General features: G+C 64.2%; 11 protein-coding genes and 1 riboswitch. Of the genes, 6 read left to right on the forward strand and 5 right to left on the reverse strand.

The genetic code is table 11. The features are described 5' to 3' along the window. Positions 1-88 precede the first annotated feature (88 nt). From OUZ45_RS04505 to OUZ45_RS04525, 5 genes are all read left to right on the forward strand, one after another. Positions 89-703, forward strand: coding sequence for a DUF2239 family protein (locus OUZ45_RS04505; RefSeq protein ID WP_266168725.1), 615 nt, complete (start codon positions 89-91; stop codon positions 701-703). 30 nt (positions 704-733) lie between these two features. Further along, on the forward strand, positions 734-2,167 hold the full coding sequence (locus OUZ45_RS04510; RefSeq protein ID WP_266168726.1) for an MATE family efflux transporter: 1,434 nt from the start codon (positions 734-736) through the stop codon (positions 2,165-2,167). A 195-nt stretch (positions 2,168-2,362) separates the two neighbouring features. Next, positions 2,363-4,000: a multicopper oxidase family protein gene (locus OUZ45_RS04515; RefSeq protein WP_266168727.1), complete on the forward strand. Its 1,638-nt coding sequence runs from the start codon at positions 2,363-2,365 to the stop codon at positions 3,998-4,000. 205 nt (positions 4,001-4,205) lie between these two features. Further along, on the forward strand, positions 4,206-6,245 hold the full coding sequence (locus OUZ45_RS04520; protein WP_266168728.1) for an alkaline phosphatase family protein: 2,040 nt from the start codon (positions 4,206-4,208) through the stop codon (positions 6,243-6,245). Between the two features lie 85 nt (positions 6,246-6,330). Further along, complete coding sequence (locus OUZ45_RS04525; RefSeq protein WP_266168729.1) at positions 6,331-6,795, forward strand: DUF3617 domain-containing protein; 465 nt, start codon at positions 6,331-6,333, stop codon at positions 6,793-6,795. Positions 6,796-6,811: 16 nt separating this feature from the next. Here the strand turns inward: OUZ45_RS04525 and OUZ45_RS04530 are convergent, their stop codons facing one another. From OUZ45_RS04530 to OUZ45_RS04545, 4 genes are all read right to left on the reverse strand, one after another. Further along, complete coding sequence (locus OUZ45_RS04530; RefSeq protein WP_266168730.1) at positions 6,812-9,970, reverse strand: efflux RND transporter permease subunit; 3,159 nt, start codon at positions 9,968-9,970, stop codon at positions 6,812-6,814. A 185-nt stretch (positions 9,971-10,155) separates the two neighbouring features. Further along, complete coding sequence (locus tag OUZ45_RS04535; protein WP_266168731.1) at positions 10,156-13,314, reverse strand: efflux RND transporter permease subunit; 3,159 nt, start codon at positions 13,312-13,314, stop codon at positions 10,156-10,158. 266 nt (positions 13,315-13,580) lie between these two features. Beyond that, positions 13,581-16,736, reverse strand: a complete 3,156-nt coding sequence (locus tag OUZ45_RS04540) for an efflux RND transporter permease subunit (protein ID WP_266168732.1) — start codon at positions 16,734-16,736, stop codon at positions 13,581-13,583. A 595-nt stretch (positions 16,737-17,331) separates the two neighbouring features. Continuing rightward, positions 17,332-19,209, reverse strand: a complete 1,878-nt coding sequence (locus OUZ45_RS04545; protein ID WP_266168733.1) for a TonB-dependent receptor domain-containing protein — start codon at positions 19,207-19,209, stop codon at positions 17,332-17,334. A gap of 130 nt (positions 19,210-19,339) precedes the next feature. Beyond that, positions 19,340-19,568, reverse strand: a riboswitch (cobalamin riboswitch). A gap of 411 nt (positions 19,569-19,979) precedes the next feature. Between OUZ45_RS04545 and OUZ45_RS04550 the strand changes: the two genes are divergently transcribed. Next, a complete protein-coding gene (locus tag OUZ45_RS04550; RefSeq protein ID WP_266168734.1) occupies positions 19,980-23,033 on the forward strand; it encodes a TonB-dependent receptor in 3,054 nt (1,017 codons plus the stop codon). A 290-nt stretch (positions 23,034-23,323) separates the two neighbouring features. Here OUZ45_RS04550 and OUZ45_RS04555 read toward each other — a convergent pair whose 3' ends face one another. Further along, positions 23,324-26,107, reverse strand: coding sequence for a TonB-dependent receptor (locus OUZ45_RS04555; protein WP_266168735.1), 2,784 nt, complete (start codon positions 26,105-26,107; stop codon positions 23,324-23,326). Positions 26,108-26,117: the final 10 nt, after the last annotated feature.

A 26,117-nucleotide genomic window follows, 5' to 3' on the forward strand; every position in this document is an offset into this window, starting at 1 on the left:
CGTCTTCACGTTTATTTATCCGGGTTTTATTGACGACGCTCTTTAACCCGGGCAAAATTTGCCCTCACATTTTCTTCCGGGTTTAATCATGCATCCGAGTCAAAGCCAAACCTGCACGGCTTTCGATGGCTATCGCCTGATCGCCTCCGGTTCGCTGGCGGAAGTGGCCGTGGCTACCAAGCAGGCGATCGATGCCGGGGCGGTGGGCCCAGTGCTGGTGTTCGACGACCAGAGCAGCCTGCCGGTGGAGATCGATTTCCGCGGCACGGTCGACGACGTGCTGTCGCGGCTGGCATCGGAAGTGCCTGCCTTCCCGCAGGAACTTCCTTCGGCCGCGGACAAGCCAGCGCGCGGACCGGGCCGCCCGAAGCTCGGTGTGGTGGCGCGCGAAATCACCCTGCTGCCGCGGCACTGGGATTGGCTGGCCGCGCAGCCCGGTGGCGCATCCGCCACATTGCGCAGGCTTGTCGAGGAAGCGCGCCGCGACGATCGCCCCCGCGCACGCCGATCCAGCGAAGCGCTCGACCGCTTCATGCAGGCCATGGGCGGTGACTTGCCCCACTACGAAGAAGCCTCGCGCGCCTACTGGCGTGGCGAGCGCGACCGCTTCGCCGAACTCATCGAGCATTGGCCAGCCGATGTGCGCGAGCATGCGCGCCGTCTCGCCGCCGCCTCATGGGACGATGCCGTCGCATCGTCCTGACCCATTCCCCGCTCTCCCCGGAATTCCTTCATGTCATCCCCCGCTGCCCGTCAGCCGCTACTCACCGAAGGGCCGATCGCCCGTACCCTGTTGATGTTCGCGCTGCCGATTCTCGGCAGCACCGCACTGCAGTCACTCAATGCTTCCGTCAACGTGGTCTGGATCGGCCACTACCTCGGCGAGTCCGCGCTCAGCGCGATCAGCAACGCCAGCATCATCGTGTTCCTGTTGCTCACCGCCGTGTTCGGCGTGAGCATGGCCAGCACCATCCTGGTGGGGCAGAGCCTGGGTGCGCGCAACATGGTCGAGGCCAAGCGCGTGGTGGGCACCGGCGTGAGCTTCTTCGTCGCGCTGTCGATGCTGGTGGCGCTGCTCGGCTACTTCAACACGTCGTGGATGCTGCGCCAGCTCGGCACGCCAGTGGACGCGCTGCCCTTCGCCGTACCGTATCTGCGCACCATCTTCATCGCCATGCCGGCAATGTACTTCTACAACTTCGTGATGATGACCTTGCGCGGCGCGGGCGATGCGCGCACGCCGCTCATGTTCATGGCCATGTCGGTGGTGCTGGACATCGCACTCAACCCGCTCTTCATTTTCGGCGTCGGCCCGATCCCGGCGATGGGCACGGCCGGCTCGGCCACCGCCACGCTGATCTCGCAGAGCGTGGCGCTGGTGGCGTTGCTCACCACGCTGTATGCGCGCAAGCACTTCCTGTGCCTGACCCGCGAAGAGCTGATCTATCTCAAGCCGGACATGACCATCCTGCGCGCGCTGGTGTTCAAGGGCCTGCCGATGGGCCTGCAGATGATGGTGATCTCCACGTCCGGCATGCTGATGATGCGCCTGGTGAACGGCTACGGCTCGCAAACCGTTGCCGCCTATGGCGCTGCGACGCAGCTGTGGACCTATGTGCAGATGCCGGCGATGGCGATCGGCGCGGCCGTGTCGTCGATGGCCGCACAGAACGTCGGCGCACGCTTGTGGGATCGCGTGGATCGCATCGCCAAGGTCGGCGTGGCCTACAACTTCCTGCTCAGCGGATCGCTGATCGCGCTGATCTATCTATTCAACCGCGGCGCGCTGAACCTGTTCCTGCCCGGCGATGGTGAGGCGCTGGCGCTGGCCCAGCATTTGAACATGATCGCGGTGTGGTCCTTCATGTTCTTCGGTGTCACCTTCGTGCTGTTCGGCGTGGTGCGCTCCACCGGTGCCGTATGGCCGCCGCTGATCATCCTCACCATCTCGATGTGGTTGATCCGTCCACCCTTCGCGCTCTCGCTGATGCCGAGCATGGGCTCCGACGCCATCTGGTGGAGTTTCCCGCTTGGCTCGCTGGCCGCGATGCTGATGGCGATGAGCTACTACCGCTGGGGTGGCTGGCGTAAGGCGCGCATGTTGGCCGCGCCGGTGGCGAAGGGGCCGGAAAAGCTGCCGATGGAAGTGGCCGAGGCGGTTGAGTAAACGCCGCCAACTTGAGACAGCCTGCCCCTTCCCTGCCTGTGCCGAAAGAGGGACAGGCAGGGGGAGGGGCTAAACCTCTCTCGCGTGCGGAATTGCCACAGAACTGTCACCCAGCCTTTCTAAGTTGGGCCGCATGACCGGCCCACCTCGTTTCCGCAGGCCATCTCTCGTGCGGGTGCCCACGGGCCCACGCACATGAGTTTCACCCGCCGCCAATTCTTGCTCGGCGCAGGCAGCCTGCTGGGCTTTCCCATGCTGGCCGATGTACTGCGCGCCACCGCGGCGATGCCGATGCCAGCGGGTCGCATGAGCGTGCCACAGCTCGCCGAGCCCAAGGTTGCGCTAGTCAATCCAGCGACGCTGACGCGTTTCGTCGATGCGTTGCCGATCCCGCCGATCGCACGCATCACGGAACAACGTACGCATCCGCGCTATGCAGACCGCATGCTCCCCTATTACCGGATGGAGATGCGCGCCTTCCAGGCGCGCCTGCACCGCGATCTTCCGCCCACGCCGTTGTGGGGTTACCAGGGCAGCTCGCCGGGGCCTACCCTGGAAGCGATGCGCGGTGAGCCGCTGCTGGTCGAGTGGGTCAACGCCCTGCCCACGCGGCACTTCCTGCCGATCGACCACGCCATCCACGGCGCGGACCGATCGAAGCCGGAGGTGCGCACGGTCACCCACGTGCATGGCGCCCGCGTGCCCGCCGATAGCGACGGCTGGCCGGAGGATGGATACGCACCGGGTCACTCGGCGCTGTACCACTATCCCAACGCACAGGACGCGGCCACGCTCTGGTATCACGACCACGCCATGGGCGTCACCCGGCTCAACATCTACGCCGGCTTGTTCGGCGCCTTCCACCTTCGCGACCCGGAAGAACAGGCGCTGGGACTGCCCTCGGGCGAATGCGAGCTGCCGCTGATCCTGTGCGATCGCCTGATCGCGCAGGATGGCCAGCTCTACTATCCCGTTTCCGACGATCCCGCCGCGCCGTGGGTATCGGAGTGCTACGGCAACGCTACGCTGTGCAACGGCAAGCTCTACCCCTATCTGGAGGTGGAGCCGCGCCGCTATCGTTTACGCCTGGTCAACGTCGCCAACGCCCGGCACTTCAATCTCTCGCTGTCGAACCGTAAGCCATTCCAGCAGATCGGCAGCGACCAGGGCCTGTTGCCGGCGCCGGTCGAGCGCGAACAGATCGAACTGTATCCGGCCGAGCGCGCCGACGTGGTGGTGGACTTCGCGGATCTGGACGGCCAAACGGTGCAGCTTCGCCAGCAATCGGAAGCGATCCTGCAATTTCGGGTACGCGACCGCGGCCGCCGCGACAGCTCGATGCTGCCCAGCGTATTGCGTGCGGTGCCGCGCATCGATCCGGCTACCGCGGTACGCGATCGCATCCTCACCCTGGGCGAACGGGACGACACGGGCGGCAACGCCATGATGATGATGCTCGGTGGCCGGCACTGGTCGGCGCCGATCACCGAGAACCCGCGCCAGGACAGCGTGGAGATCTGGAGTTTGGTCAACCTTACCGGCGACGTGCATCCGATCCATCTGCATCTGGTGCGCTTCCAGGTGATCGAGCGGCGGCCATTCGACCTGTTCGCCTGGAACGCCCGGCGCGGGCTGAAATACACCGGCCCGGGCCAGGCGCCGCCGCCGCACGAGGCGGGATGGAAAGACACCGTGCGTGCCGACCCCGGCATGGTCACTCGCATCATCATGCGTTTCGAAGGCGAGCCCGGACGCTATGTCTGGCATTGCCACCTGCTCGAGCACGAAGACAACGAGATGATGCGACCCTTCAAGCTGTTGCCGCGAGCCTGAAACAGCGCAATTTTCCGCGTATGCGCAAGGCTTTGCGCCTGTAGCGGCGCTGTCATCCACGGCGTCTCCGTTGTCGTGAAGCTGCCAACGCAACGTCATACGTGGGGACCATGCTGCCGGGCGGCCAGCACACCACGCGATGTCGCCGGCCGAAATCAGGGGGGCCACTCGATTGCAGTTGCTGCAGTCTGCAGGAGTCCATGTTATGCCCATGCTCTTCGGCCGTAAGCGTTTCTTACCGTTGTTGCTTACCGCGCTTGCCACTGCCCTGGCCGGCGCGGCCAGCGCGCAGAACACTCCGCCTGACCAAGACGCGCCATTCCGCCACGGTATTCCGGGCGCCGGTACCAGTCCGCGCGGCGGCCTGCCCGGCGGCATCGCGGTGCTGCATCGGCCAGGCGATCCCGACGACCGCAGCGACCGCACGCGCACGCCGATCAAGCACGTCATCCTGCTGATCGGTGAGAACCGCACCTTCGATCATGTTTACGCTACCTACACGCCGCCGAAGGGACAGAGCGTGCGCAACCTGTTGTCGGAAGGCATCGTCAATGCCGATGGCACGCCCGGGCCGAATGTCGCCGCCGCACAGCAATGGAAGGCTACCGACACGGGTGCGTTCTCGATCGCACCCCAGCACACCGTGCCTTATGCCGTACTGCCGGCGATGAATACCGGTGGCGCGCCGACCCAGCCGTACTTCGCTTCCGCCGCCCAAGCGCAAGCGATCGAACCGGGCCTGCCGGTTGCTGACTATGCGCAGCTAGCCACGGGTGGTACCGGGTTGCCGCACAAGGTGATCGACACCCGCTTCCCCAGCCAGTTGCCGAATGCGCCGGTCGATATGAGCGCCTCGCTGAGCTATGACGACTACGCCAACAGTCCGGTGCATCGCTTCTTCCAGATGTGGCAACAGCTCGACTGCTCCAGCAGCGCCGCTACGCCGCACAATCCCAGCGGTTGCCGCAGCGACCTGTTCCCCTGGGTGGAGACCAGCGTCGGCGCCGGCAGCAACGGCAAGCCGTTGCCGGCCGGTTTCAACGAACAGAGCACCGGTGAAGGTGCCACCGCCATGCAGTTCCTCAACATGGCCAAGGGCGATGCGCCGTATTTCGCCGAGCTGGCGCGCGAGTATGCGTTGAGCGACAACTTCCACCAGTCGGTGATGGGCGGCACCGGCGCCAACCACATCATGCTTGGCTACGGCAGCCTGATTTACTACGCCGATGCCGACGGGCGCCCCGTCACACCACCGGCCAACCAGATCGAAAATCCCAACGCGCAACCCGGTACGGACAACTGGTACACGCAGGATGGCTATGGCGGCGGTTCCTACGTCAATTGCGCCGACGACAGCCAGCCTGGGGTGGATGCGGTCAAGGATTACCTGCACGGACTGCCCTACCGCAGCTTCCGCGGCGGCGACTGCCAGCGCGGCGCCTACTATCTGGTGAACAACTACAACCCGGGCTACCTCGGTGACGGCACGCCGGCCCCGCTGGGCGCCAATCAGTTCACCATCCCGCCGACGCGACAGGAAAACCTCGCCCTGCTGTTGAGCCGCCACCATGTGAGCTGGAAGTACTACGGCGAAGGCTGGGGCAACGGCAAGGAAAACGGCGAAGCCGGCACCTTCTGCAATATCTGCGACCCGTTCCTGTATTCCACCCAGGTCATGACCGATCCCAAGTTGCGCGCCAACAACCAGGATCTCAACGACCTGTACAACGATATCCAGCACAACACCCTGCCCGCGGTGGCCATCGCCAAGCCGGACGGCATCCTGGACGGCCACCCGGCCTCGTCCAAGCTCGGTCTGTTCGAGGGCTATGTGAAGAAGATCGTGGACATGGCCAAGGCGAATCCCGAGGTGTGGAAGGACACCGCGATCATGGTGACCTTCGACGAAGGCGGCGGCTATTGGGACTCAGGCTACATCCAGCCGATCGATTTCTTCGGCGACGGCACGCGCATCCCGCTGCTGGTGGTGTCGCGCTTCTCCACCGGCGGCCGCGTGGTGCACGCGTACTACGACCATGTGTCCTTCGACAAATTCGTCGAGGCCAACTGGCGCCTGCACGAAACCATTTCGCCGCGCGGTCGCGACAACCTGCCCAACCCGCGCACGCGCCCCGGCGACCCGTACGTGCCGGTCAATGCGCCGGCCATCGGTAATCTGATGAGCATGTTCAACTTCGGCCGCGCCGCCGAGTCGGACGATGAGGACGACGATACGCAGGGCTGAGCGTCCAGTGGATACGGCTTTACCCGCCGGCACCGCGCGATGCGGTGCCGGTTCCGCGTACCAGGCAGCCAGGAGCATCAGCACGATGACTTCACCCATCGTCCATCAGCGGTGGTTTCGCCACCCTCTTCTCTATCTGTCGGCAGGGCTGGTGGTGGCCATGGCGGCGACCGCCGTGCATGCCGATGCCGGCGACTTTCAGGCGATGCCCGGGTTGTGGAAGATCGTCACGCACGTCGTCCGGCAAGGCCATCCGGGGGCCGAACAAGTGGCATGGCATTGCGTGGACGAGGATGCCGATCCGTGGGCCGAGTTCGCTGCCCTGCCGTTGCCCGGCATCGAGGCGTGCCAGCGAGGCGACGAGCAGCGCAGCCGCACGTCGCTGGCGTGGACACTGAACTGCCCGGGGCATCCATCGATGCCCGCGCGTGGGCGGGTGGCCTTCGATTCGCCGGAGCACTACACGGGCAGCCTCGCCGCGCACGACGGCAGCGACTTGCTGCGGGTCGAAGGCCAGCGCTACGCGGCTTGCACCAGTCCCAAGGATTGAAGCGGAGACAGCGCGATCAGGCCGTCTGTCCCGTCGCCTTCAGGGCCCGCTTCGCCGCACGCCGCGCCTTGCGCGCAGCCTTGCGCTCCTTGCGGTCGTAGATGCGCAGATAGATCGCAGGCGTACTGAGCAGGGTCAGCAATTGCGACACCAAAAGCCCGCCGAGGATGGCCACGCCCAACGGCTGGCGCATTTCCGAGCCCGCGCCGAAGCCGATCGCCAGCGGCAGCGCCGCGCCCATCGCCACCAGCGTGGTCATGGTGATCGGACGGAAGCGCACCAGTGCCGCCTCGCGGATCGCTTCTGGCGGCGAGAGTCCGCGCTCGCGTTCGGCGACCAGGGCGAAGTCCACCATCAGGATCGCATTCTTCTTCACGATGCCGATCAGCATCAGGATCGCGATCACCGACATCAGCGTCAGCTGGGTGTGCGTCACCAGCATGGCCAGAAACGCGCCCATGCCCGCGGCCGGCAAGGTGGAAAGAATGGTCAGCGGATGGACCAGGCTTTCGTAGAGGACGCCCAGCACGATGTACATCGCCAGGATCACGGCGACGAACACAAAGATGCCGTTGGTGAGCGCCTCGATCAGTTGCTGGTTGTTGCCGCTGTACTCTTTCTGCACACCTGCTGGCAGATCGGCGGCGGCGATGGCCTGATCGACGAGCCGCAAGCCCTCGGCCTGCGATACGCCTTCCGCCAGGTTGTAGTTGATGGTGGTGGATTCCAGCTGGTTGAAATGCTTGATGGTCACCGGGGTGATGTTCCGCTCGATCTTCGCCACCGCGGACAAGGGGATCATCTTGCCCTGGCCGTTGCGCACGTAAATGTTGAGCAGGGCTTCCGGACTGATCGTCTCCGCGCCGGCCGCGGTCAGCACCACCCAGTACTGGTTGATATCCGAATAGATCAGCGAGACCGGTCGCTGGCCGAAGGCGTTGTACAGCGCCTCATCCACCTGGGCCACGTTCAGGTGCAGGCGGCCGGCTGCCTCGCGGTTCACCTTGAGCATCTGCTGTTTGCCGATGCTGTCGAAGCTGGTGGTGACGTCGCGGAACGCCTTCATGCCGCGCATGATGCGCGAGAGCTTCAGCGCAGGCGCCTGCAGGTCGGTGCTGGTGGTGCTGATGAGCTGGAACTGGTACTGGCCGCCGCCGCTGCCATCGCCGCCATTGTCGAGGAACTGGATGGGCGTGAGCGTCACCACCAGGTCGGGGATCGCCTTGTACTGCTTGTCCAGCCGCTCGATCACCGTCTTGACCGGGTCCCGGCGTTCGCCCGGCCCGTTGCCCAGCGGCTTGAGGTCCACGAACAGCGTGGTGCTGTTGCCTACCGCGCCGTTGGTGTTGTTGTTGCCGAGGATATTGGTGACGTCCTGCACCGCGGGGTCGGCCAGCATGATCTCGCCGATCTTCTGCGCGCGTTCGGCCAGCAGGATCGGCGAGATATTGGCGTCGGCGGTGACGTTGGCCTGCAGCATGCTGATGTCTTCCTGCGGCATCACCCCGCCGCCGGCAGTCTTCACCACCGCGAAGGCGAGTACACCGGTGAGTATCAGCAGGATCAGCGGCTGCCAGCGCATCAGACTGCGGTGGTGCATGGCCCAGTCCAGTCCGCGTTCGTAGATATGGTGCAGGCCGTGGTCGAAACGCTCCAGCGCCAGCGACAGCCGCGAAGGCGGCTTGCCCTCGGCGTGCGCAAGCGTCAGGTAGCGGCCGCATAGCGCTGGTGTGAGGGTGAGCGAGACCACGGCCGAGATCACCACGGCGGCGGTCAAGGTCACCGAGAACTCGCGCATCAATACGGTGAACATGTTGTTGCCGAACAGCATCGGCGCGAACACCGCGACCAGTGACAAGGTGATCGAGATCACCGTGAAGCCGATTTCGCGCACGCCGACCAGCGACGCCGGCAAGGCGGCCTCGCCGTGCTCCATATGGCGCACGATGTTCTCGATCACCACGATGGCGTCGTCCACCACGAAGCCGATGCACAGCACCAGGGCCACCAGCGACAGCGTGTTCAGGGTATAGCCGAGCGACCACATCAGCGTGAAGGCGCCGGCCAGCGACAACGGCACGCTGAGCATGGCGATCAGGGTGGGGCCGATGCGGCGCAGGAAGACCAGCATCACCACCGCCACCATCACGATGCTGAGCAGCAGGGCCAGCTGCACTTCATGCAGGGCCGACTTGGTGGTCTGGGTCAGATCGAAGATCGGGGTGATCTGCACGTCTGCCGGCACCAGTCGCTGGAACTCGGGCAGCTTCGCGCGGATGGCATCCGCGGTGGCCACGGCATTCGCATCGGCGCGCTTGCTGATCTGCATCGCCACGGTGCGGTTGCCGTTGAACCAGGCGGCCTGGTACTGATCCTGCTCGCCGCCGCTGATGGTGGCCACGTCGGACAGCCGCACCGGCGTGCCGTTCTTGACCGAGATCAGCAAGCGGCCGAATTCCTCCGGCGTCTGCAGCCCGTCGGTGGCGGTAACCGTCATCAGCGTGTGGCCGTCGCCGATAGTGCCCTGCGGCGAGGTGACGTTGGCCGCGATCAGGGCGTTGCTCACGTCGTCGGCGGTAAGTTGCTTGGCGGCCAGCGCGAACGGAATCAGTTCCACCCGCACCGCGTGCGGCGTGCCGCCGAATACCTGCACCTGGGCCACGCCGGGGATCTGCGCCACCGTCGGCCGGATCAAGTTGTCGGTAAGGTCGTACAGCTTGTCGGGCGGCAGACTGGTGGAGGTCAGCGAGACCAGCAGCACCGGGATCTGCGAGGTATCGAACTTGAAGTACTGCGGCGGGTTGGGCATGCCGCTCGGCAGGTCGGGCGCGGCCGCGTTGATCGCCGCCTGCACGTCGCGCGCGGCCTTGTCGGCGCTACGCCCAAAGTCGAACAGGATCTGGATCTGCGTGCCGCCGTCGTTGGTCAGCGACGTCATCTGCCGAATGCCGGGGATACGGCCGAAATGCCGTTCCAGCGGCGCCACCACCGTGCTGGCCATGGTTTGCGCGTTTGCGCCCGGCATCTGCGAGAACACCACCACGCCGGGAAACTCGATGGTCGGCAGCGCAGCCACGCCCAGCAGCAGATAGGCCCAGAAACCGGCCAGCACCAGACCCAGCGCGAGCAGCGAAGTGCCGATGGGGCGTCGGATAAGGGGTGCGAAGAGATTCACGGCATGTCCCAGCCAGGCCGGTGTCGCGGTCTACAGCCGACTATATGCGCCTGGAGCCCCGCGTCGCGAATGTGCCTGAAGTCCGCACCCTGTCAAAGGGCACGGGTACACACATTCCCTTCCTTGCGACCGTGGGAAGTCACTTTTTTGGGACAAGCTGGGGGTGGTTCCAGGAGCGCGTGTTGTCAGGCCGCCTGCTCGGCTGCCTTCAACGCCCGCTTCGCCGCACGCCGCGCCTGCCGTGCCGCCTTGCGTGCCTTGCGATCGAAGTTCCACAGATAGATCGCTGGTGTGCTGAGCAAGGTCAGCAGCTGCGACACCAGCAGGCCACCCACGATCGCCACGCCCAGCGGCTGGCGCATTTCCGAGCCCACGCCGAAGCCGATCGCCAGCGGCAGCGCCGCGCCCATCGCTACCAGCGTGGTCATGGTGATCGGACGGAAGCGCACCAGCGCCGCCTCGCGAATCGCCTCTGGCGGTGACAGGCCGCGTTCGCGCTGCGCCACCAAGGCGAAGTCCACCATCAGGATCGCGTTCTTCTTCACGATGCCGATCAGCATCAGGATCGCGATGATCGCCATCAGCGTGACCTGGGTCTGCGTCACCAGCATCGCCAGGAAGGCGCCCATGCCGGCGGCCGGCAGCGTGGAAAGAATGGTCAATGGATGGCCGAGGCTTTCGTAAAGAATGCCCAGCACGATGTACATCGCCAGGATCGAGGCCAGCAGCAACACCATGCCGTTCGACTTGGCCTGTTGCAGGCGCTGGTTGTCGCCGGTGAATTCGACTTTCACACCAGCCGGCAGACCCACGGCGATGGCGGCCTGCTCGACCAGCGCGACGCCGCGGTCCTGCTGCACGTTCTCGGCCAGGTTGTAGCGGATGGTGGAGGCTTCCAGCTGGTTGTGGTGGCGGATGCGCGTGGGGCTGATATTAGGTTGGATACGCGCCACGGCAGACAGCGGAATCATCAAGCCCTGACTGTTGCGCACGCGTACGTTGAGCAGCGACTCCGGGCTCAGCGATTGCGCGGCGGCTGAGGTCAGCACCACCCAGTACTGGTTGATGTCGGAATAGATCACCGACACCTGGCGCTGGCCGAAGGAGTTGAACAGCGCGGTGTCGATCGTGCCCATGCCCACGTGCAGGCGGCCGGCGGCTTCGCGGTCCACCTTCAGCAACTGTTGCTTGCCAGTGAGATCGAAGTTGCTGGTGACGTCGCGCAAATCCTTCAGCGTGCGCATGTAACGCACCATCTTCAGCGTCCACGGCTGCAGATCCTGGCCACCGGTGCCGATCAGCTGGAACTCGTACTTGCCGCCGCCATCGCCGCTGCCGCCGCCGCCGAGGAACTGCACCAGGCTCAGCGATACCTTTACGTCGGGCAGCGGGTCGTACTGTTTGCTGAGGCGCTCCATCACCTTCTTGGCGCTGTCGTGGCGATCGTTGGGGCCGTCGCCTAGCGGCTTGAGGTCGACGAACATGCTGCCCGCGTTGCCCACGGCGCCATTGCCGTCGTTGGAACCGAGCGTGGTCAGTACATCGAGCACGGCCGGATCGGCCTCCATGATCTCGGCGGCGCGCTTGGCGCGCGTCGCCATCATGGTGGGCGAGATATTGGCATCCGCGCGAATATCGCCCTGGATCATGCCGATGTCTTCCTCTGGCATGAAGTTGCCGCCTGCGGTCTTCGCCACGGCAAATGCGAGCACGCCCGTCAGGATCAACAGGATCAAGGGCTGCCAGCGCATGATCCGGCGATGGCGCATGGCCCAATCCAGCGCGCGCTCATAGGCACGATGCAGGCCGCGGTCGAAGCGCTCCAGTGCGCGCTCCATCCGGCCCGGCGTGCGGGTGCCTGGCTCGTCGTGGGTGAGGAAGTAACCGCATAGAGCCGGCGTGAGAGTCAGCGACACCAGCGCCGAGATCACTACCGCCACCGCCAGCGTCACTGAAAATTCGCGCAGCAACATGACCAGCATGTTGTTGCCGAACAGCAGCGGCGCGAACACCGCCACCAGCGACAAGGTGATCGATACCACCGTGAAACCGATCTCGCGCACGCCGACCAGCGCCGCCTGCAACGGCGGCTCACCGTGCTCCATATGACGCACGATGTTCTCGATCACCACGATGGCGTCGTCCACCACAAAGCCGATGCACAACACCAGCGCGACCAGCGACAACGTGTTGAGCGTATAGCCGAGGAAGTACATCACCACGAAGGCACCGGCTAGCGACAGCGGCACGCTGAGCGTGGCGATCAAGGTGGGTCGCAGCCGGCGCAAGAACACCAGCATCACCAACACCACCATCACGATGCTGATCAGCAGCGCCACCTGCACTTCGTGCAAGGCGGACTTGGTGGTCTGGGTAAGGTCGAAGATGGGCGTGATCACCACGTCCGCCGGCATCCATTGGCGGAACTCCGGCAGGCGCTTGCGGATTTCTTCCACCGTGGCGACGGCATTCGCCTCGGCACGCTTGCTGATCTGCATCGCCACCGTGGTTTTGCCGTTGAACCAGGCCGCCTGATAGATATCCTGCTGCCCGCTGGTGACCCGAGCCACATCGGACAAGCGCACCGGCGTGCCGTTCTTCACCGAGATCAGCAGCTTGGCGAAATCCTCTGGCGTGTGCAGCGAGTCGGTCGCCGTGACCGTGGTCTGCGTGTGACCATCGCTCAGCGTGCCCTGCGGCGAGGTGACGTTGGCCGCGCGCAGCGCATTGCTCACGTCGTCCGCGCTCAGCTTTTTGGCGGCCAGTGCATTGGTATCCAGCTCGATGCGCACTGCATGCGGCGTGCCGCCAAACACCTGCACCTGCGCCACGCCGGGCACCTGCGCCACCGCCGGTTTGAGCAGGGTGTCGGTGAGGTCGTACAGCTTGTCCGGCGGCAGGCTGGTCGAGGTCAGCGATACCAGCAGGATGGGAATTTGCGAGGTATCGAACTTGAAGTACTGCGGCAGCGACGGCATGCCCGAGGGCAGATCCACCGCGGCAGCATTGATGGCCGCCTGCACATCGCGCGCGGCCTTATCCGCGCTGCGCCCGAAGTTGAAGCGAACCTGCACCGTGGCCGAGCCCTCGGTGGCGTTGCCGTACATTTCCTCCACGCCAGGGATGCGGCCCAGGTGGCGCTCCAGCGGCGCCAGCACCGTGGTCGCCATCGTCTGCGCGCTGGCGCCCGGCATCGAGGACACCACGAACACACCTGGGAATTCCAGCGACGGCAGGGCGGCCACGCCCAGCAGGCGATAGGCGAACAGGCCGGCCAGAATCAGGCCCAGCGCGAGCAGTGAGGTGCCGACAGGGCGGCGGATCAGAGGCGCGAAGATGTTCACTAGGTTTCCGTACCGGGCTGTCTTTGTGCAGGCCGCGCCATACCGTCATGGCGCGGCAGCGGAGGGAGGGGCGCGCCAATGCGCGCGATACCGGAGGCGTGCGCAATCATATCGGCTATATGCGCACCTCGACGTGACAGATGGATGTGCCTTAAGTCGGGGCCGTGCCGAAAGGCACGGGGTTAACGGTGTCGCAAATGTTCACCCCCTCCCGGCCTCGCTCGCGACCGAAGGAAGTCCCTGTGGGACACGCAGGGGGCTAAGAGCTAGGCCGCTTGCGCGGCCGCTTTCAACGCCCGTTTCGCCGCGCGTCGTGCTTGACGAGCAGCCTTACGCTGCTGATGGTCGTAGTTCCACAAATAAATTGCCGGTGTGCTGAGCAAGGTCAGCAACTGCGAGACCAACAGGCCACCGACGATAGCCACACCCAGCGGCTGTCGCGTCTCCGAACCGATACCGAAACCGATCGCCAGCGGCAACGCGGCGCCGATCGCCACCAGGGTGGTCATGGTGATAGGACGGAAACGCACCAGCGCGGCCTCGCGAATAGCTTCCGGCGGCGACAGCCCGTGTTCGCGCTGCGCCACCAGGGCGAAGTCCACCATCAGGATCGCGTTCTTCTTCACGATGCCGATCAGCATCAGAATCGCGATCACGCCGATCAGCGACATCGGCGTCTGCGTCACCAGCATGGCCAGGAACGCGCCCATGCCCGCGGCCGGCAGGGTGGAAAGAATGGTCAGCGGCTGGCCGAGGCTCTCGTAGAGCATGCCCAGCACGATGTACATCGCCAGGATCGAGCCGGTCAGCAACAACCAGGTGTTGTTCTTGCTTTCGTCCAGCTGCTGGTTCTCGCCGGTGTAACCGAGCTTTACGCCGGCCGGAAGCTGGGCTTGTTCGACGATTTCCTCGATCAGCTTCATACCCTTGTCGCGCGGGAAGTCCTGCGGCAGGTTGTAATAGATCTGCGAGGCTTCGAGCTGGTTGTAGTGATTGACCAGCGAAGGCGTCACATTCGGCTCGATATGCGCCAGCGCCGACAGCGGCACCATGCCGCCTTTGCCGTTGCGCACGTAGGTATTGAGCAGGGTCTCCGGGCTGAGCGAGTGCTCCGCGGCCGAGGTCAGCACCACCCAATACTGGTTGATGTCGGAGTAGATGATCGACACCTGGTTCTGGCCGAACGCGTTGTACAGCGCTGTGTCGACCATGCCCATGCTCACTTGCAGGCGGCCGGCGGCCTTGCGGTCCACCTTCAGCATCTGCTGCTTGTCGATGCTGTCGTAGTCGCTGCTGACGTCGCGGAACTCCTTGCGCGCGCGCATCATCTTGGTGACCTTGAACACCCATGGCTGCAGGTCGATGTTGTTGCTGCTGATCAGCTGGAAGCTCTCGCTGCCGGTGCCGCCGCCACCGCCGCCGTTGAAGAAGCTCATCGAGTTGAGCGATACCTGCAGTTCGGGCAGCACTTCGTATTGTTTGCGCAGGCGCTCGATCACCGCGTCGATGTGCTCGCTGCGCTGGCCTGGGCCGTTGCCGCGCGGTTTGACGTCGACGAACATCGTGGCCTGGTTGCCCACCGCGCCGCCCGCGTTGTCGCTGCCGAGGAAGGTGGTGACATCGAGTACGGCCGGGTCGGCCTTCATGATGGCGGCGGCACGCTGGGCGCGCTCGGCCATCAACGTGGGCGAGATATTGGCGTCGGCGCGGATGCTGCCGCGGATCATGCCAATGTCTTCCTTCGGCATGAAATTGAAACCCGCGGTCTTGATCACCGCCATGGCCAGCATGATGGTCAGCACCAGCAGGATCAGCGGCTGCCAGCGCATCAGGCGCCGATGGTGCATCGCCCAGTCCAGTGCGCGCTCATAGGTGCGGTGCAGGCCGCGGTCGAAGCGCTCGATCGCGCGTTCCAGGCGGCTGGGTTTGCGCGCACCTGGCGCCTCGTGGATCAGCAGCCAGCCACACAGCGCGGGCGTCACCGTCAGCGAGATCACCGCCGAGATCACCACCGCCGCGGTCAAGGTCACCGAGAACTCGCGCATGATCAGCGTGAACTGGCTGTTGCCGAACAACAGCGGTACGAACACGGCCACCAGCGACAAGGTGATCGACACCACCGTGAAGCCGATCTCGCGCACGCCGACCAGCGCAGCCGGCAGTGCCTGTTCGCCATGTTCCATATGGCGCACGATGTTCTCGATCACCACGATGGCATCGTCAACCACGAAGCCGATGCACAGCACCAGGGCCACCAGCGAGAGTGTGTTCAAGGTGTAGCCGAGCGACCACATCACGACAAAGGCGCCGGCCAGCGACAGCGGCACGCTGAGCATGGCGATCAGGGTCGGCCGCAACCGGCGCAGGAAGACCAGCATCACCACCGCCACCATCAGGATGCTGAGCAGCAGCGCCACTTCCACTTCGTGCAGGGCCGACTTGGTGGTCAGGGTGAGATCGAAGATCGGCGTGATGGTCAGGTCCGCCGGCAGCCACGAGCGCATTTCCGGCAACTTGGCGCGCACCGCGTCGGCGGTCGCTACCGCATTAGCCTCCGGGCGCTTGCTGATGCGCAGGCTCACCGAACGTGAGCCGTTGAACCAGGCCGCTTGGTACTCGTCCTGCTGCCCGCTGGTGACCCGGGCCACGTCCGACAGCCGTACCGGCGTGCCGTTCCGCACCGCGATCAGCAGCGAGGCGAACTCTGCCGGCTCGTGCAAAGCGTCGTCGGCGGTGACGGTCAGCTGGGTCAAGCCATCGCTCAAGGTGCCTTGCGGCGAGGTGACATTCGCGGCTCGCAGCGCGTTGCGCACGTCGTTGGCGGTGAGGCCCATCGCCGCCAGGGCGGCATTGTTCAACTCCACCCGCACCGCCTTGGGGCGGCCGCCCATCACGCGCACCTGCGCCACCCCGGGGATCTGCGACAGGGCGGGCTTGATCAGCGTGTCGGCGAGATCGAACAGCTTGTCCGGCGGCAGCGTTCGCGAGGTCATCGACATCAGCAGCACCGGCATCTGCGCGGTACTGAATTTGAAGTAACGCGGCGGGATGGTCATGCTCGACGGCAGGTCGGCCGCCGAGGCATTGATCGCTGCTTGTACGTCGCGAGCCAGGCGGTCGGTAGACCTGCCCGGTTCGAACAGCAGGATGACCGAGGTCGAGCCGTCGTTGTTCTCTGAACTCATCTCCTTCACGCCGGGGATGCGGCCCAGATGGCGCTCCAGCGGGGCGGCGACGGTCGACGCCATGGTCTGCGCACTGGCGCCGGGCACCTCGGCGTAGATCGACATGCCTGGGAATTCCATCGACGGCAGCGCCGCGACGCCAAGCAACAGATAGGCCCAGAAGCCAGCCAGCGCGAGGCCCACCGCGAGCAGCGACGTGCCGATCGGTCGGCGAATCAGTGGTGCAAAGATATTCACGCGTTTCCCGGACCACATGAGTCATGCGCCACCCGTCAGCGGGTGCCGTACGGGTTCATGGACGCGTCCGGGCTGGACTTTATGCCGTTGGCCGTGGGAACGGATGTGCCGCAAGTCCGGCCCAGCAGCAGAGCCTGCTCCCTCTCCCCCGTTTACAAGTTGTGGACGGGAAGAGGGTTGGGGTGAGGGGCGGGTGCTCGCGATAACCTCCATTGTCGTCACCCCGGCGCAGGCAGGGGTCTAGAGGCGTATCGCTTCGATGTTCGCGTTGTCGCGACCTGGCTCGCCTGCCGCGGGCTTCCGTCCGCCTGCCGGCGGCCGGGTCACTTTCTCTTGTTTGGCCAAGAGAAAGTAACCAAAGAGAAGGCCACCCCTCTTCCGCGCTCTCCGGGCTTCGCCCTCCGAGTCCGTGAGGGCTGGCCGGGCTTTTCGACACGACGTCCCTGTCGTGTCGAAAAGGCATCGGCGTCCATGCCGATGCCCCCTTCGGGGCCTGATCGTCCATCCCTCACCGCTGCACAGGGGCCCCCAAGATCAAAAGCAAACCCTCGCTCATCTGGAGAGAGACAGTGTGTGCAGGGAGAGGAGCAGAGCCTTAGCGCGCGGGGCTATAACGCAAGGTCAGATAACCCGTGCGGCCCAGCTGGTTATAGAAACGCACCGTCTCGTAGTGATGATCGAACACGTTAGCCACACGCGCCTGCAGGCTCCAGCCCGGCTGGAAGTTCCAGCTGGCGCGCAGATCCACCGTGCCGTAGCCGCCCAGACGATGCAGGTTCGCCGCTTCGTCGTAGCGATAGCCTTCGCCGTTCACCGATCCGCCTACGCTGAAGGCGCCCAGGTCGCGGTCCAGATCCACGCGCGCGATGCGCTCCGGACGGCGGGCCAGCAGGTTGCCTTGCTGAGGACCGGCGCCGCGGTCCTCCGGCTTCTGGAAGGTCAGATAGCCGCGCACATGCCAGCCATCCACATCGGCGCCAAGCTGGCCTTCGATGCCGCGGATACGCGCCTTGCTGAGGTTGACCGGCACGAAGTTCGCGTCATAGCCGATCAGGTCGCTGATCTTCGTCTGGTACGCATTCACCGCCCAGTTCCACACGCCAGGGCGTGCGGACAAACCGATCTCCGCCGTGTGCGACTTCTCCGGACGCAGGTTCGGATTGGCCGTGGCGAAACCGAAGAACGGCGGGAAGTACAGGTCGTTGAAGGTCGGTGCGTGGAACGCGGTGCCGTACGACGCGGTGAGCTTCATGCCGTTGCCAAAGCCATAGCCGTATGCGGCCGCCCCGGTGTTGTGGTTGCCGAACTGCTGGTTGTGGTCGTGGCGGGCCGACAGCTGCAGCTCATGTGCGCCGAACTGACCCTGGTAAAGCGCGAACACGCCGGTGTTGTTGCGCGAGGTGCTCAGGTAACCGGTATCGCTGCGCAGATGTTCCTGCTGGTAGTCCACACCGGCGCTGAGCAGCTGACCCGGCGCAAACGTGACGTCGTTCTGCCAGGAAGCCTGGTTGCGGCGCGAATACAGATAACCCTCGCGCACCATGTTCGCACCCAGGTCGGCGCGGTTGAGGTAGTTGTCCGCGCGGTCCAGATTCTGGCCGGCGCTCAAGCTCATCTTCCAAGCTTCCAACACAGCGAAGCGCAGGTTGGTGCCGGCCACCTGCTGCGAGCGGCGCGTGTAGTTCTGGAAGTCGCCGTCGTACTTGATGTCGCCCTTGCTCTTGAGCAGGCTGGCGCTCAGTTCGGTGCCGTTGTCCCAGTGGTAGCCGCCGCTCAAGGCGCCGTTATAGGTGCGGTAGCCGTCCAGATCGGGCTCGTTGGTGAAGCAGCCGCCCACACCGGCCGCTTCTGCGCGGCAGGCATTGATGCCGCGTGTGTACTGGCCACCGACGCTGGCGTTGTACCAGGCATGCTGGGTGCCGCCGGAAAGACCGAACTGGCCATCGACCAGGCGATGGCTGCCAGCGGTCACGCTCATCGACGGCGTCAGGCTCTCGTTGGCCTGACCGTGGCGCGTGAAGATCTGGATCACGCCGCCGATCGCGTCGGAGCCGTAAAGGCTGGAGCGCGGCCCGCGCACGATTTCGATGTGATCGATCTGCTCCACCGGCAACTGCTCGAAGGCCGGAATGCCGGCACCAACGGTACCGATGCGCACGCCGTCCACCAGCACTAGCGTGTGCGAGGAATTGGTGCCGCGCATGAACAACGACGTCTGCTGGCCGATACCGCCGGCAACACCGAACGCCACGCCCGGCAGGCCGGTCAACAGATCCTGCACCGACTGCGGCTGCAGTCGCACGATGTCGTCATGCGTGATCAGGGTGACTGGCGCCAGCGTTTCATCCAGCGGCATCGCCGAGCGCGTGGCGGTCACCACCACCGGGGCGAGCTGTTCGGTACCGTTCTGGTCGGCGGCATGCGCCACGGCCATGCAGGACAGCAGCGCCGTCGCCAGCAAAGTCTTCTTCATCTTGTGTTCCTCGCCGCGCCACGCGCACGGCTCATGAGTTCATGAACTGACGGAACAACGCGTGAGGAGAAACGGAGCAACGGCAGGCGACAGACGCCGACGCGTGGCCCGACATCGCCCACCGCGAGTCGCCAGGTTATGGAGTCGGGCCGGTCTCCGGGCTCGCGAGTGCGCGCTGTTTACGCGCAACCCGTCGGTGGCCTTCCCGCGCCAAGGCGCAGTGGCATGTCACCGCAGGTGGAATCTCTCGCTTACCGTTGCGGGGGCAGCGCCGGCATTGCCCAAAAGCAAGGCGCACCGGCTTCCCGTTTCATCCCTTGGACACGAGCCCGCGGGACACCCGAACAAACGCAACTTTAACGGGCAGGTGGGTGCGTGGCAATGAAGATCACGTTCCTGCTCTGTGGAAACGTAATTTCCTTCGTTTTGTTTGGACGTCTATCCGTCCGTAACCTTACGTCTGGCTTACAGGCATGAGCGCCGTTAGCAAGTTTCAAGCAAGCTATGCGAAGGCTTATGGAAGGCTTTCGTAAAGCCTTATCTAGGGACTGTATGTAAGTTTCGCGCAAGCGTGAAATTATTGTTGACGCGCGTCACTTTTGGCGCTTATGTTCGGTACGCGATTCGCTTGAATCAGCGCGCTGACTTGGAGGCATGGGGATGCTTCCGCAACACAGAGTCCGCGGCCTACGAAGGATTCAACGCTTTCTTGCGATTCGCTGTTCGGCGCTCCGCGCCTATCGGCCTTAGGCCATTTTGGGGAGAAACAAATGAGCAAGTTCCAACACGCCGGCCTGGCGCCGTTGTGGCGTCAGACTGCGCTGGCTGTCGCATTGAGCATGAGCATCGGTGGCGTCGCGATGGCGCAGAGCACCACCGGCAGCATCTTTGGCCAGGCGCCTGCCGCCGCAGGCGAAACCGTGTCGGTCGTTTCGGATTCGACGGGCTTGACGCGTGAAGTCGCCGTGGACAGCGCCGGCCGTTACCGCGCGGACAGCCTGCCGCTGGGCACCTATACCGTCACCCTGAAGAAGGACGGTGCCGTCGTCAGCCAGCGCGAAAAGGTTGGCATTTCGGCGGGTGGCGCCACCGCCATCAATTTCGCTTCGGGTACGTCAGACACGAAGCAGCTGTCCGCGGTGACGGTCTCGGCGAACGCGCTGCCGGCCATCGACGTCAGCAGTGTGAGTTCCAGCACGACCATTACGGCGGCCGACCTGCGGAAGCTGCCGGTGGGCCGCAATGCCGAGTCCATCGCGCTGCTCGCTCCGGGTACCGTCCAGGGCAGTAGCTACTTCGGCAACGCCGTCTCCTTCGGTGGCTCGAGCGTGTCCGAGAACGCCTACTACGTAAACGGCTACACCACCGGCGAGCCGTACAAGAACATCGGTGGCTTCGCGCTGCCCTACGGCGCGATCGAGCAGCAGGAAACGCTGACCGGCGGCTACAACGCCAAGTACGGTCGTTCCGACGGTGGCGTGATCAACCAGATCGGCAAGCGCGGCAGCAACGAATGGCACTTCGGTGGCCAGGTGGTGTGGCAGCCGAGGTTCCTCGAGAGCACCCCGAGAAACAACTACTACGGGAATCCTGCCATCCCGGCACCGGTCGGCCCGGTCACTTACCAGCTGGAAAGCGCCACCAAGCCGGGTACGCTGAATCAGTACCGTAACAACAACAAGCAGTGGGAGACGGTCTACTCGGCTTACGTCGGTGGTCCGCTGATCAAAGATAAGCTGTTCATGTTCCTGGCGGCAGAGACCGACAAGACGGACTCCACCAACGTGGAGAACTCGGCCAATGGCAAAGTCCAGTACAACGCCGACAAGACCAACAAGTTCTACGGCAAGCTGGACTGGAACATCACCGACAGCAACATCCTGGAGCTGACGGCGCTGGATAACCACCAGCGTACCGGTGCAGGTAACACCTACAAGTTCGACTACAGCAGCCTGAAGGCGGGTGCGTTCAGCTCGGGCAACGATGTAACGAAGGACAACGCCCAGTTCTACGTTGGCCACTTCACCAGCTACATCACCGATGCTGCCACGTTGAGCATCTTGTACGGCAAGGCCCGCTTCCAGGACCCGGTCGTCTACAGCAACACCAGCCCACTGCCGTACATCTCGCGCCCGTACAACGAGAATCCGGCCTTGCTGCCGCCGGGGACGAATCCTGCTATCGGCATCAACAACGCCCAGACCAATACCAGCTGGACCTCGCCCAAGGCGACCAATGGCACCCATGGCCTGCGCGTCGATTTCGACTACAAGCTCGGTGACCACGACTTGGCCGTGGGTATCGACAACATGAGCTACAAGGCCAGCAACCAGGGCCCGGATCAGCAAAACCCGTTCAACCCGGCCGTTAACTACTTCTGGCGCTACGCCACTGGCAATCGGGTGCAGAAGCGCACGGTCGGCTGGGCAACCAGCATGACGATGACCCAGAAGGCGTTCTACCTGCAGGACACCTGGCAGGTCAGCTCCAACGTGCTGTTGAACGTCGGCGTCCGCAACGACCACTTCACCAATTACAACGATCTGGGCGTAGCCTTCGTCGACGAGAAGAATCAGTGGTCACCGCGTATCGGCGCCAGCTGGGACGTCAATGGCGACTCCTCGTTCAAGATCTACGGTAACGTGGGCCGCTATTACCTCGCGCTGCCAGACAACGCAGCCGAGCGTGCGGCGAACCGTTCGACCTACATCACGCAGTACTTCCACTATACGGGGATCGACCCGGTGACCGCCGTGCCGACCGGCCTGACCCCGATTGGCACGCCGACGTCGCCCGATGGCGAGTTCGGTCTGCCGAAGAATGCCAAGGAGGTCACCGCGCGGAACCTCAAGGCCGAGTACATGGATGAGTTCATTGTCGGTTTCGACAAGCAGCTCAATGACAAGTGGAACTACGGTGCCAAGGTGACGTGGCGCGACCTCAAGAGCGCCATCGACGACGAGTGCTCGCCCGACCGGATCGCGGCCAAGATGACCAGCATGGGGCTGGATCCGACCCTCTACAACAACTCGATCAACGGCGCGTCCTCCTGCCGCCTGATCAACCCCGGCATCACCAACGACATGCTGGTGAACGCGGACAACGGCAGCGGTAGCGTCATCGTGCCGATGAGCCAGAAGGACTGGGGCTTCACGCATGGCGTGCGGCGCAAGATCGGTTCGCTGGACCTGTACATGGAGCATCCGTTCGACGGCAAGTGGATGGCGCGCGTCGACTACACCTACAGCCGCGGCTGGGGTAACACGGAGGGCCAGGTGCGTTCCGACTTCGGTCAGTCCGACGTGTCCAAGACGGAAGACTGGGATTCCTGGCAGCTGATGGACGGCCAGGACGGCGAGCTGATCAACAACCGCAAGCACTCGATCCGCTTCCGCGGCGCTTACCAGATCACGTCGGAATGGCTGGTCTCCGGTACGCTGCTGGCTCAGTCCGGCACGCCCAAGGAGTGTCTGGGTTACTACGGCCCGAGTGGCACCGACGATCCGACCGGCTATAACAACGGCGGTTCCGGCAACTACCACTGGTGCCATGGCGTTCGTATCCCGCCGGGTTCCGCTGGCCACACGCCGTGGACCAAGAAGCTCAACCTCGGTGTGCACTACTCGCCGGAGTTCGCCCAGCACAAGCTGATGTTCAACCTGGATGTGCTGAATGCCTTGAATTCGCAGAAGCCCACGCAGACCGACCCGGTTGGCGAAAGCGGCTTAGCCGGCAACACCGTTTCTATCAACAACAGCTATGGCGATGCGTTGTTCTACCAGCCACCGCGCATGGTGCGCCTGTCGGTCTCCTACGACTACTGATAGTCGCAAGCGACTTGCCATCGGAAACCGCCGGTCGCAAGACCGGTGGGTTTTCAGGGTCGCGTGCTGAGCTACTCAGCTCCGCGTTCGATCCGTCTTGGCGCCCGTTCCGAATTCTCGCTGTAAACAAGAAAGTAACGCCGGGGTAACCCGGCGTGATCTCCCCTTGCGCCGCCAGAGGAACTGGCGGCCTTTTTTTTTGAGAGATATCGAAAGCAAGAAGCCAACGATTCGAGCCAAGCCGCACGCAACGTTCGTTGCGTGCGGCTCGACCGATCAAGCAGTGCGGCTTACAGGAACGTGTACTTCGCACCGATCGTGTAGTACCGGCCGATGGCGCCGCTGGAATGCAGCGGGTTGTAGTTCACGGCGCCGTAGGTCAGCGGATCCAGCGGGGCGGTCTTGTCGGTCACGTTCTGGACCGAGCCGAAGATTTCCCAATTGTCCGCGGGCTTCCAGCGGCCCGACAGGTCGATGGTGTAGAACGAGGGAATACGGCAATGGCGTGGTGCATCCGTGCCGTCGGCAAACGAGTTGGCGCAGACATCGCCCTTGAAGGCAACGTTCTTGAAGGCACCGATGTAGTTCACCACCGCGCTGAAACTGAAGGCGTTGATGTCCCAGCTGGTGCCGAAGTTGATGCGGTTCTTCGGCGTACCAATGCAGTTGGTGGTGTCGCAGTTACCGTGGGTGCCGGCGTATTGCAGAGTGACACCCTTATCCTTGCGCGCGAAGGAGACGGTGCGGCTCCACTGCAGATCCAATCGCAGCTTGCCGTAGTCGCCCAGTTCGAAGCGCTGGCGTACGTCGAGGTCGTAACCGCGCACTGAGGTGGAGGCGGAGTTGATATAACCGACGCTGGTGGCAAGCAGCGTGCCGCTGTTTGGAATACCCGGCAGGTTGTTGTCGCTGCGCACCACGTTGCCGGCCAAGATCGCCGCTTGCGTATTGCCCTGGTTGATTTCGTTGGTGCGCTTGATCTTCCACGCATCAAGGGTCAGCGAGGTGGTCTTGGTGGGATCGAGCACCAGACCCAAGGTATAGCTCTTGGAGTCTTCCGGCTTCAGATTTGGATTGGGCGAGGTGATGAGGGCGATGGCCGCGGCGCAATCGGCCTGTGTGGCGCCCGGGGCCGGCGTGCCGCCAGGGCAGCGCACCGGGTCGCGTGCGGTGGTGAAGGCGGCCAGGCCGCCCTTGCCCGACTCGGCCGGGTTTGGCGCGCGGAAGCCTTCCGCGTAGGTAGCGCGCAAGGCGACCCAATCGAACGGCGTCCACTTGATACCGACCTTGGGCGTAGTGGAGGTGTCGCCGTGGCGGTAGGCGTCGACGCGGGCCGCGGCGGATAGCTCCACGGTCTTCAGCACCGGCGCTACCAATTCGACATAACCCGCGGCGACTTGTTGCACGCCCCTATAGGCGGAGTAACCCAGGCCAATGATGTCGCCGATATCGGTATAGGTCTGCGGCGTCAGGCTGACCGACTGACGCCGGTATTCGACGCCCATCGACAGACCCAGCGAGCCGCCAGGCAGATCCATCAGCGAGCGCGACGCCTTCGCGTCGATCAAGTCGAGTTTGCTGGTGGCATCGGCCTGGATATCCGGCGCGATGTAGTCGTACAGCGCCCGGCTGTTGAGATAGGCGTTCTGCCCGATGCGCCAGTAGCCGACCGGGCTGTTCGGATCGCTCAACGCGGTCCTGACATGGCTGTAGCGCAGGAAGCCATGACGCTTGTTGGTCATGCTGGTTTCCGAGTGCAGGTAGCCGACGTCGTAATCCCAATCGGCGAACGTGCCCTTGGCGCCGACCAGGAAACGATAGAAATCGTTGTCGGTGAGGATGGTGCGCGGGCCCACGTCCCAGGCGGAATAGCGCAGCCGGGCCGGCGCACCGAATGGATTGTCGGGATGGCCGGCACCGAGCACGACGGCGCCCGGGCCGCTGCTGGCATTCACCGGGCCGCCCGGGTAGCCCCACGCGCCGGACACGCCAGAGGGCGTGGTGTGGAACTTGGTCTGCTTGTTCGAGTAACCGAACTCGCCATACAGCTCGGCGTGATCGGAGAGCGCGTAGGTGCCGCGAGTGAAGAAGTTGATGGTGCGGTCGTTCGGCGTCAGCGTGCGGAACCGGCCGGCTTCCCACAGGCAGCCGCCGCCCGGATCGGCTGGCGTGAGAACTGGAGTGAACTGCGAGCAACCCGGCAGCGATTGATACAGCCCCGTAGCCGGATTGCGTACCGATCCCGTCGGCGAACTGCTCGCGACAGCGCCGCCGCCGGTGATCGCGCCGGCCAGATTCGAGCTGCCGGCGATGCTGTAACCCCATGGGCGGATGTCGCCCGTGCCGATCCACTCGCGATCATGGCGGTCGTGCACGAAGATCTCTTCAGTCTTGGTGGCTTCCAGGTTGAAGAACACGTTGTAACGGTCCTTCGCCATGCTGCCCATGCCCGCGGTCAGCGAACCCTTCCACTGGTTGCCGTCGCCGTTGTTGGACACGCCATAGGAGGCCTTCGCCACCGCGCCGGTGAAATCCTTGCGCAGGATGATATTGACCACGCCGGCGATCGCGTCCGAACCGTAGATGGCGGAGGCGCCGTCCTTCAGCACTTCGACGCGGTCGACCGCTTCCATCGGGATGGTGCTGAGATCGGTGAATACTTTCTGTCCGTCGTCAGCGAGGCCGAACGGCGCCATGCGGCGGCCATTCAACAGCACCAGGGTGGAGCCGGCGCCCAGGCCGCGCAGCGAGATGCCCGCGCCGCCGCCAGCGAAGCCGTTGCCGAAGGTCTTGGGAACCGAGCCTGCGCCGTCGGACGTCAGCGTTTGCAGATACTCGGCGATGGTCGCCTTGCCGGTGCGTTCGATTTCCTGCCGCGAGATCACCTGCACCGGCGAAGCGGTTTCAGTGTCGATGCGTGGAATGTTGGAGCCGGTAACGACAATGCGTTCCAGCGTTTTCGTTTCTTCGTCTTTCGGGCCTTGCTGTGCCGCAGCGGCGCTTGCAAAAACCGTGGTGCTAGCCAGCAGCGCAAGGACAATGGAATCGCGCAATAACGTGGTCTTGAAGCGCATGGTGCTTTAC

It is taken from the genome of Dyella subtropica (assembly GCF_026283965.1).
Taxonomy (GTDB): Bacteria; Pseudomonadota; Gammaproteobacteria; order Xanthomonadales; family Rhodanobacteraceae; genus Dyella_D; species Dyella_D subtropica.

Bases quoted from the DNA above. Each gene is read 5' to 3' on its own strand.
- OUZ45_RS04555 (WP_266168735.1), bottom strand. From the start codon at position 26,107: ATGCGCTTCAAGACCACGTTATTGCGCGATTCCATTGTCCTTGCGCTG.
- OUZ45_RS04505 (WP_266168725.1), top strand. From the start codon at position 89: ATGCATCCGAGTCAAAGCCAAACCTGCACGGCTTTCGATGGCTATCGC.
- OUZ45_RS04520 (WP_266168728.1), top strand. From the start codon at position 4,206: ATGCCCATGCTCTTCGGCCGTAAGCGTTTCTTACCGTTGTTGCTTACC.
- OUZ45_RS04515 (WP_266168727.1), top strand. From the start codon at position 2,363: ATGAGTTTCACCCGCCGCCAATTCTTGCTCGGCGCAGGCAGCCTGCTG.
- OUZ45_RS04525 (WP_266168729.1), top strand. From the start codon at position 6,331: ATGACTTCACCCATCGTCCATCAGCGGTGGTTTCGCCACCCTCTTCTC.
- OUZ45_RS04550 (WP_266168734.1), top strand. From the start codon at position 19,980: ATGAGCAAGTTCCAACACGCCGGCCTGGCGCCGTTGTGGCGTCAGACT.
- OUZ45_RS04510 (WP_266168726.1), top strand. From the start codon at position 734: ATGTCATCCCCCGCTGCCCGTCAGCCGCTACTCACCGAAGGGCCGATC.
- OUZ45_RS04545 (WP_266168733.1), bottom strand. From the start codon at position 19,209: ATGAAGAAGACTTTGCTGGCGACGGCGCTGCTGTCCTGCATGGCCGTG.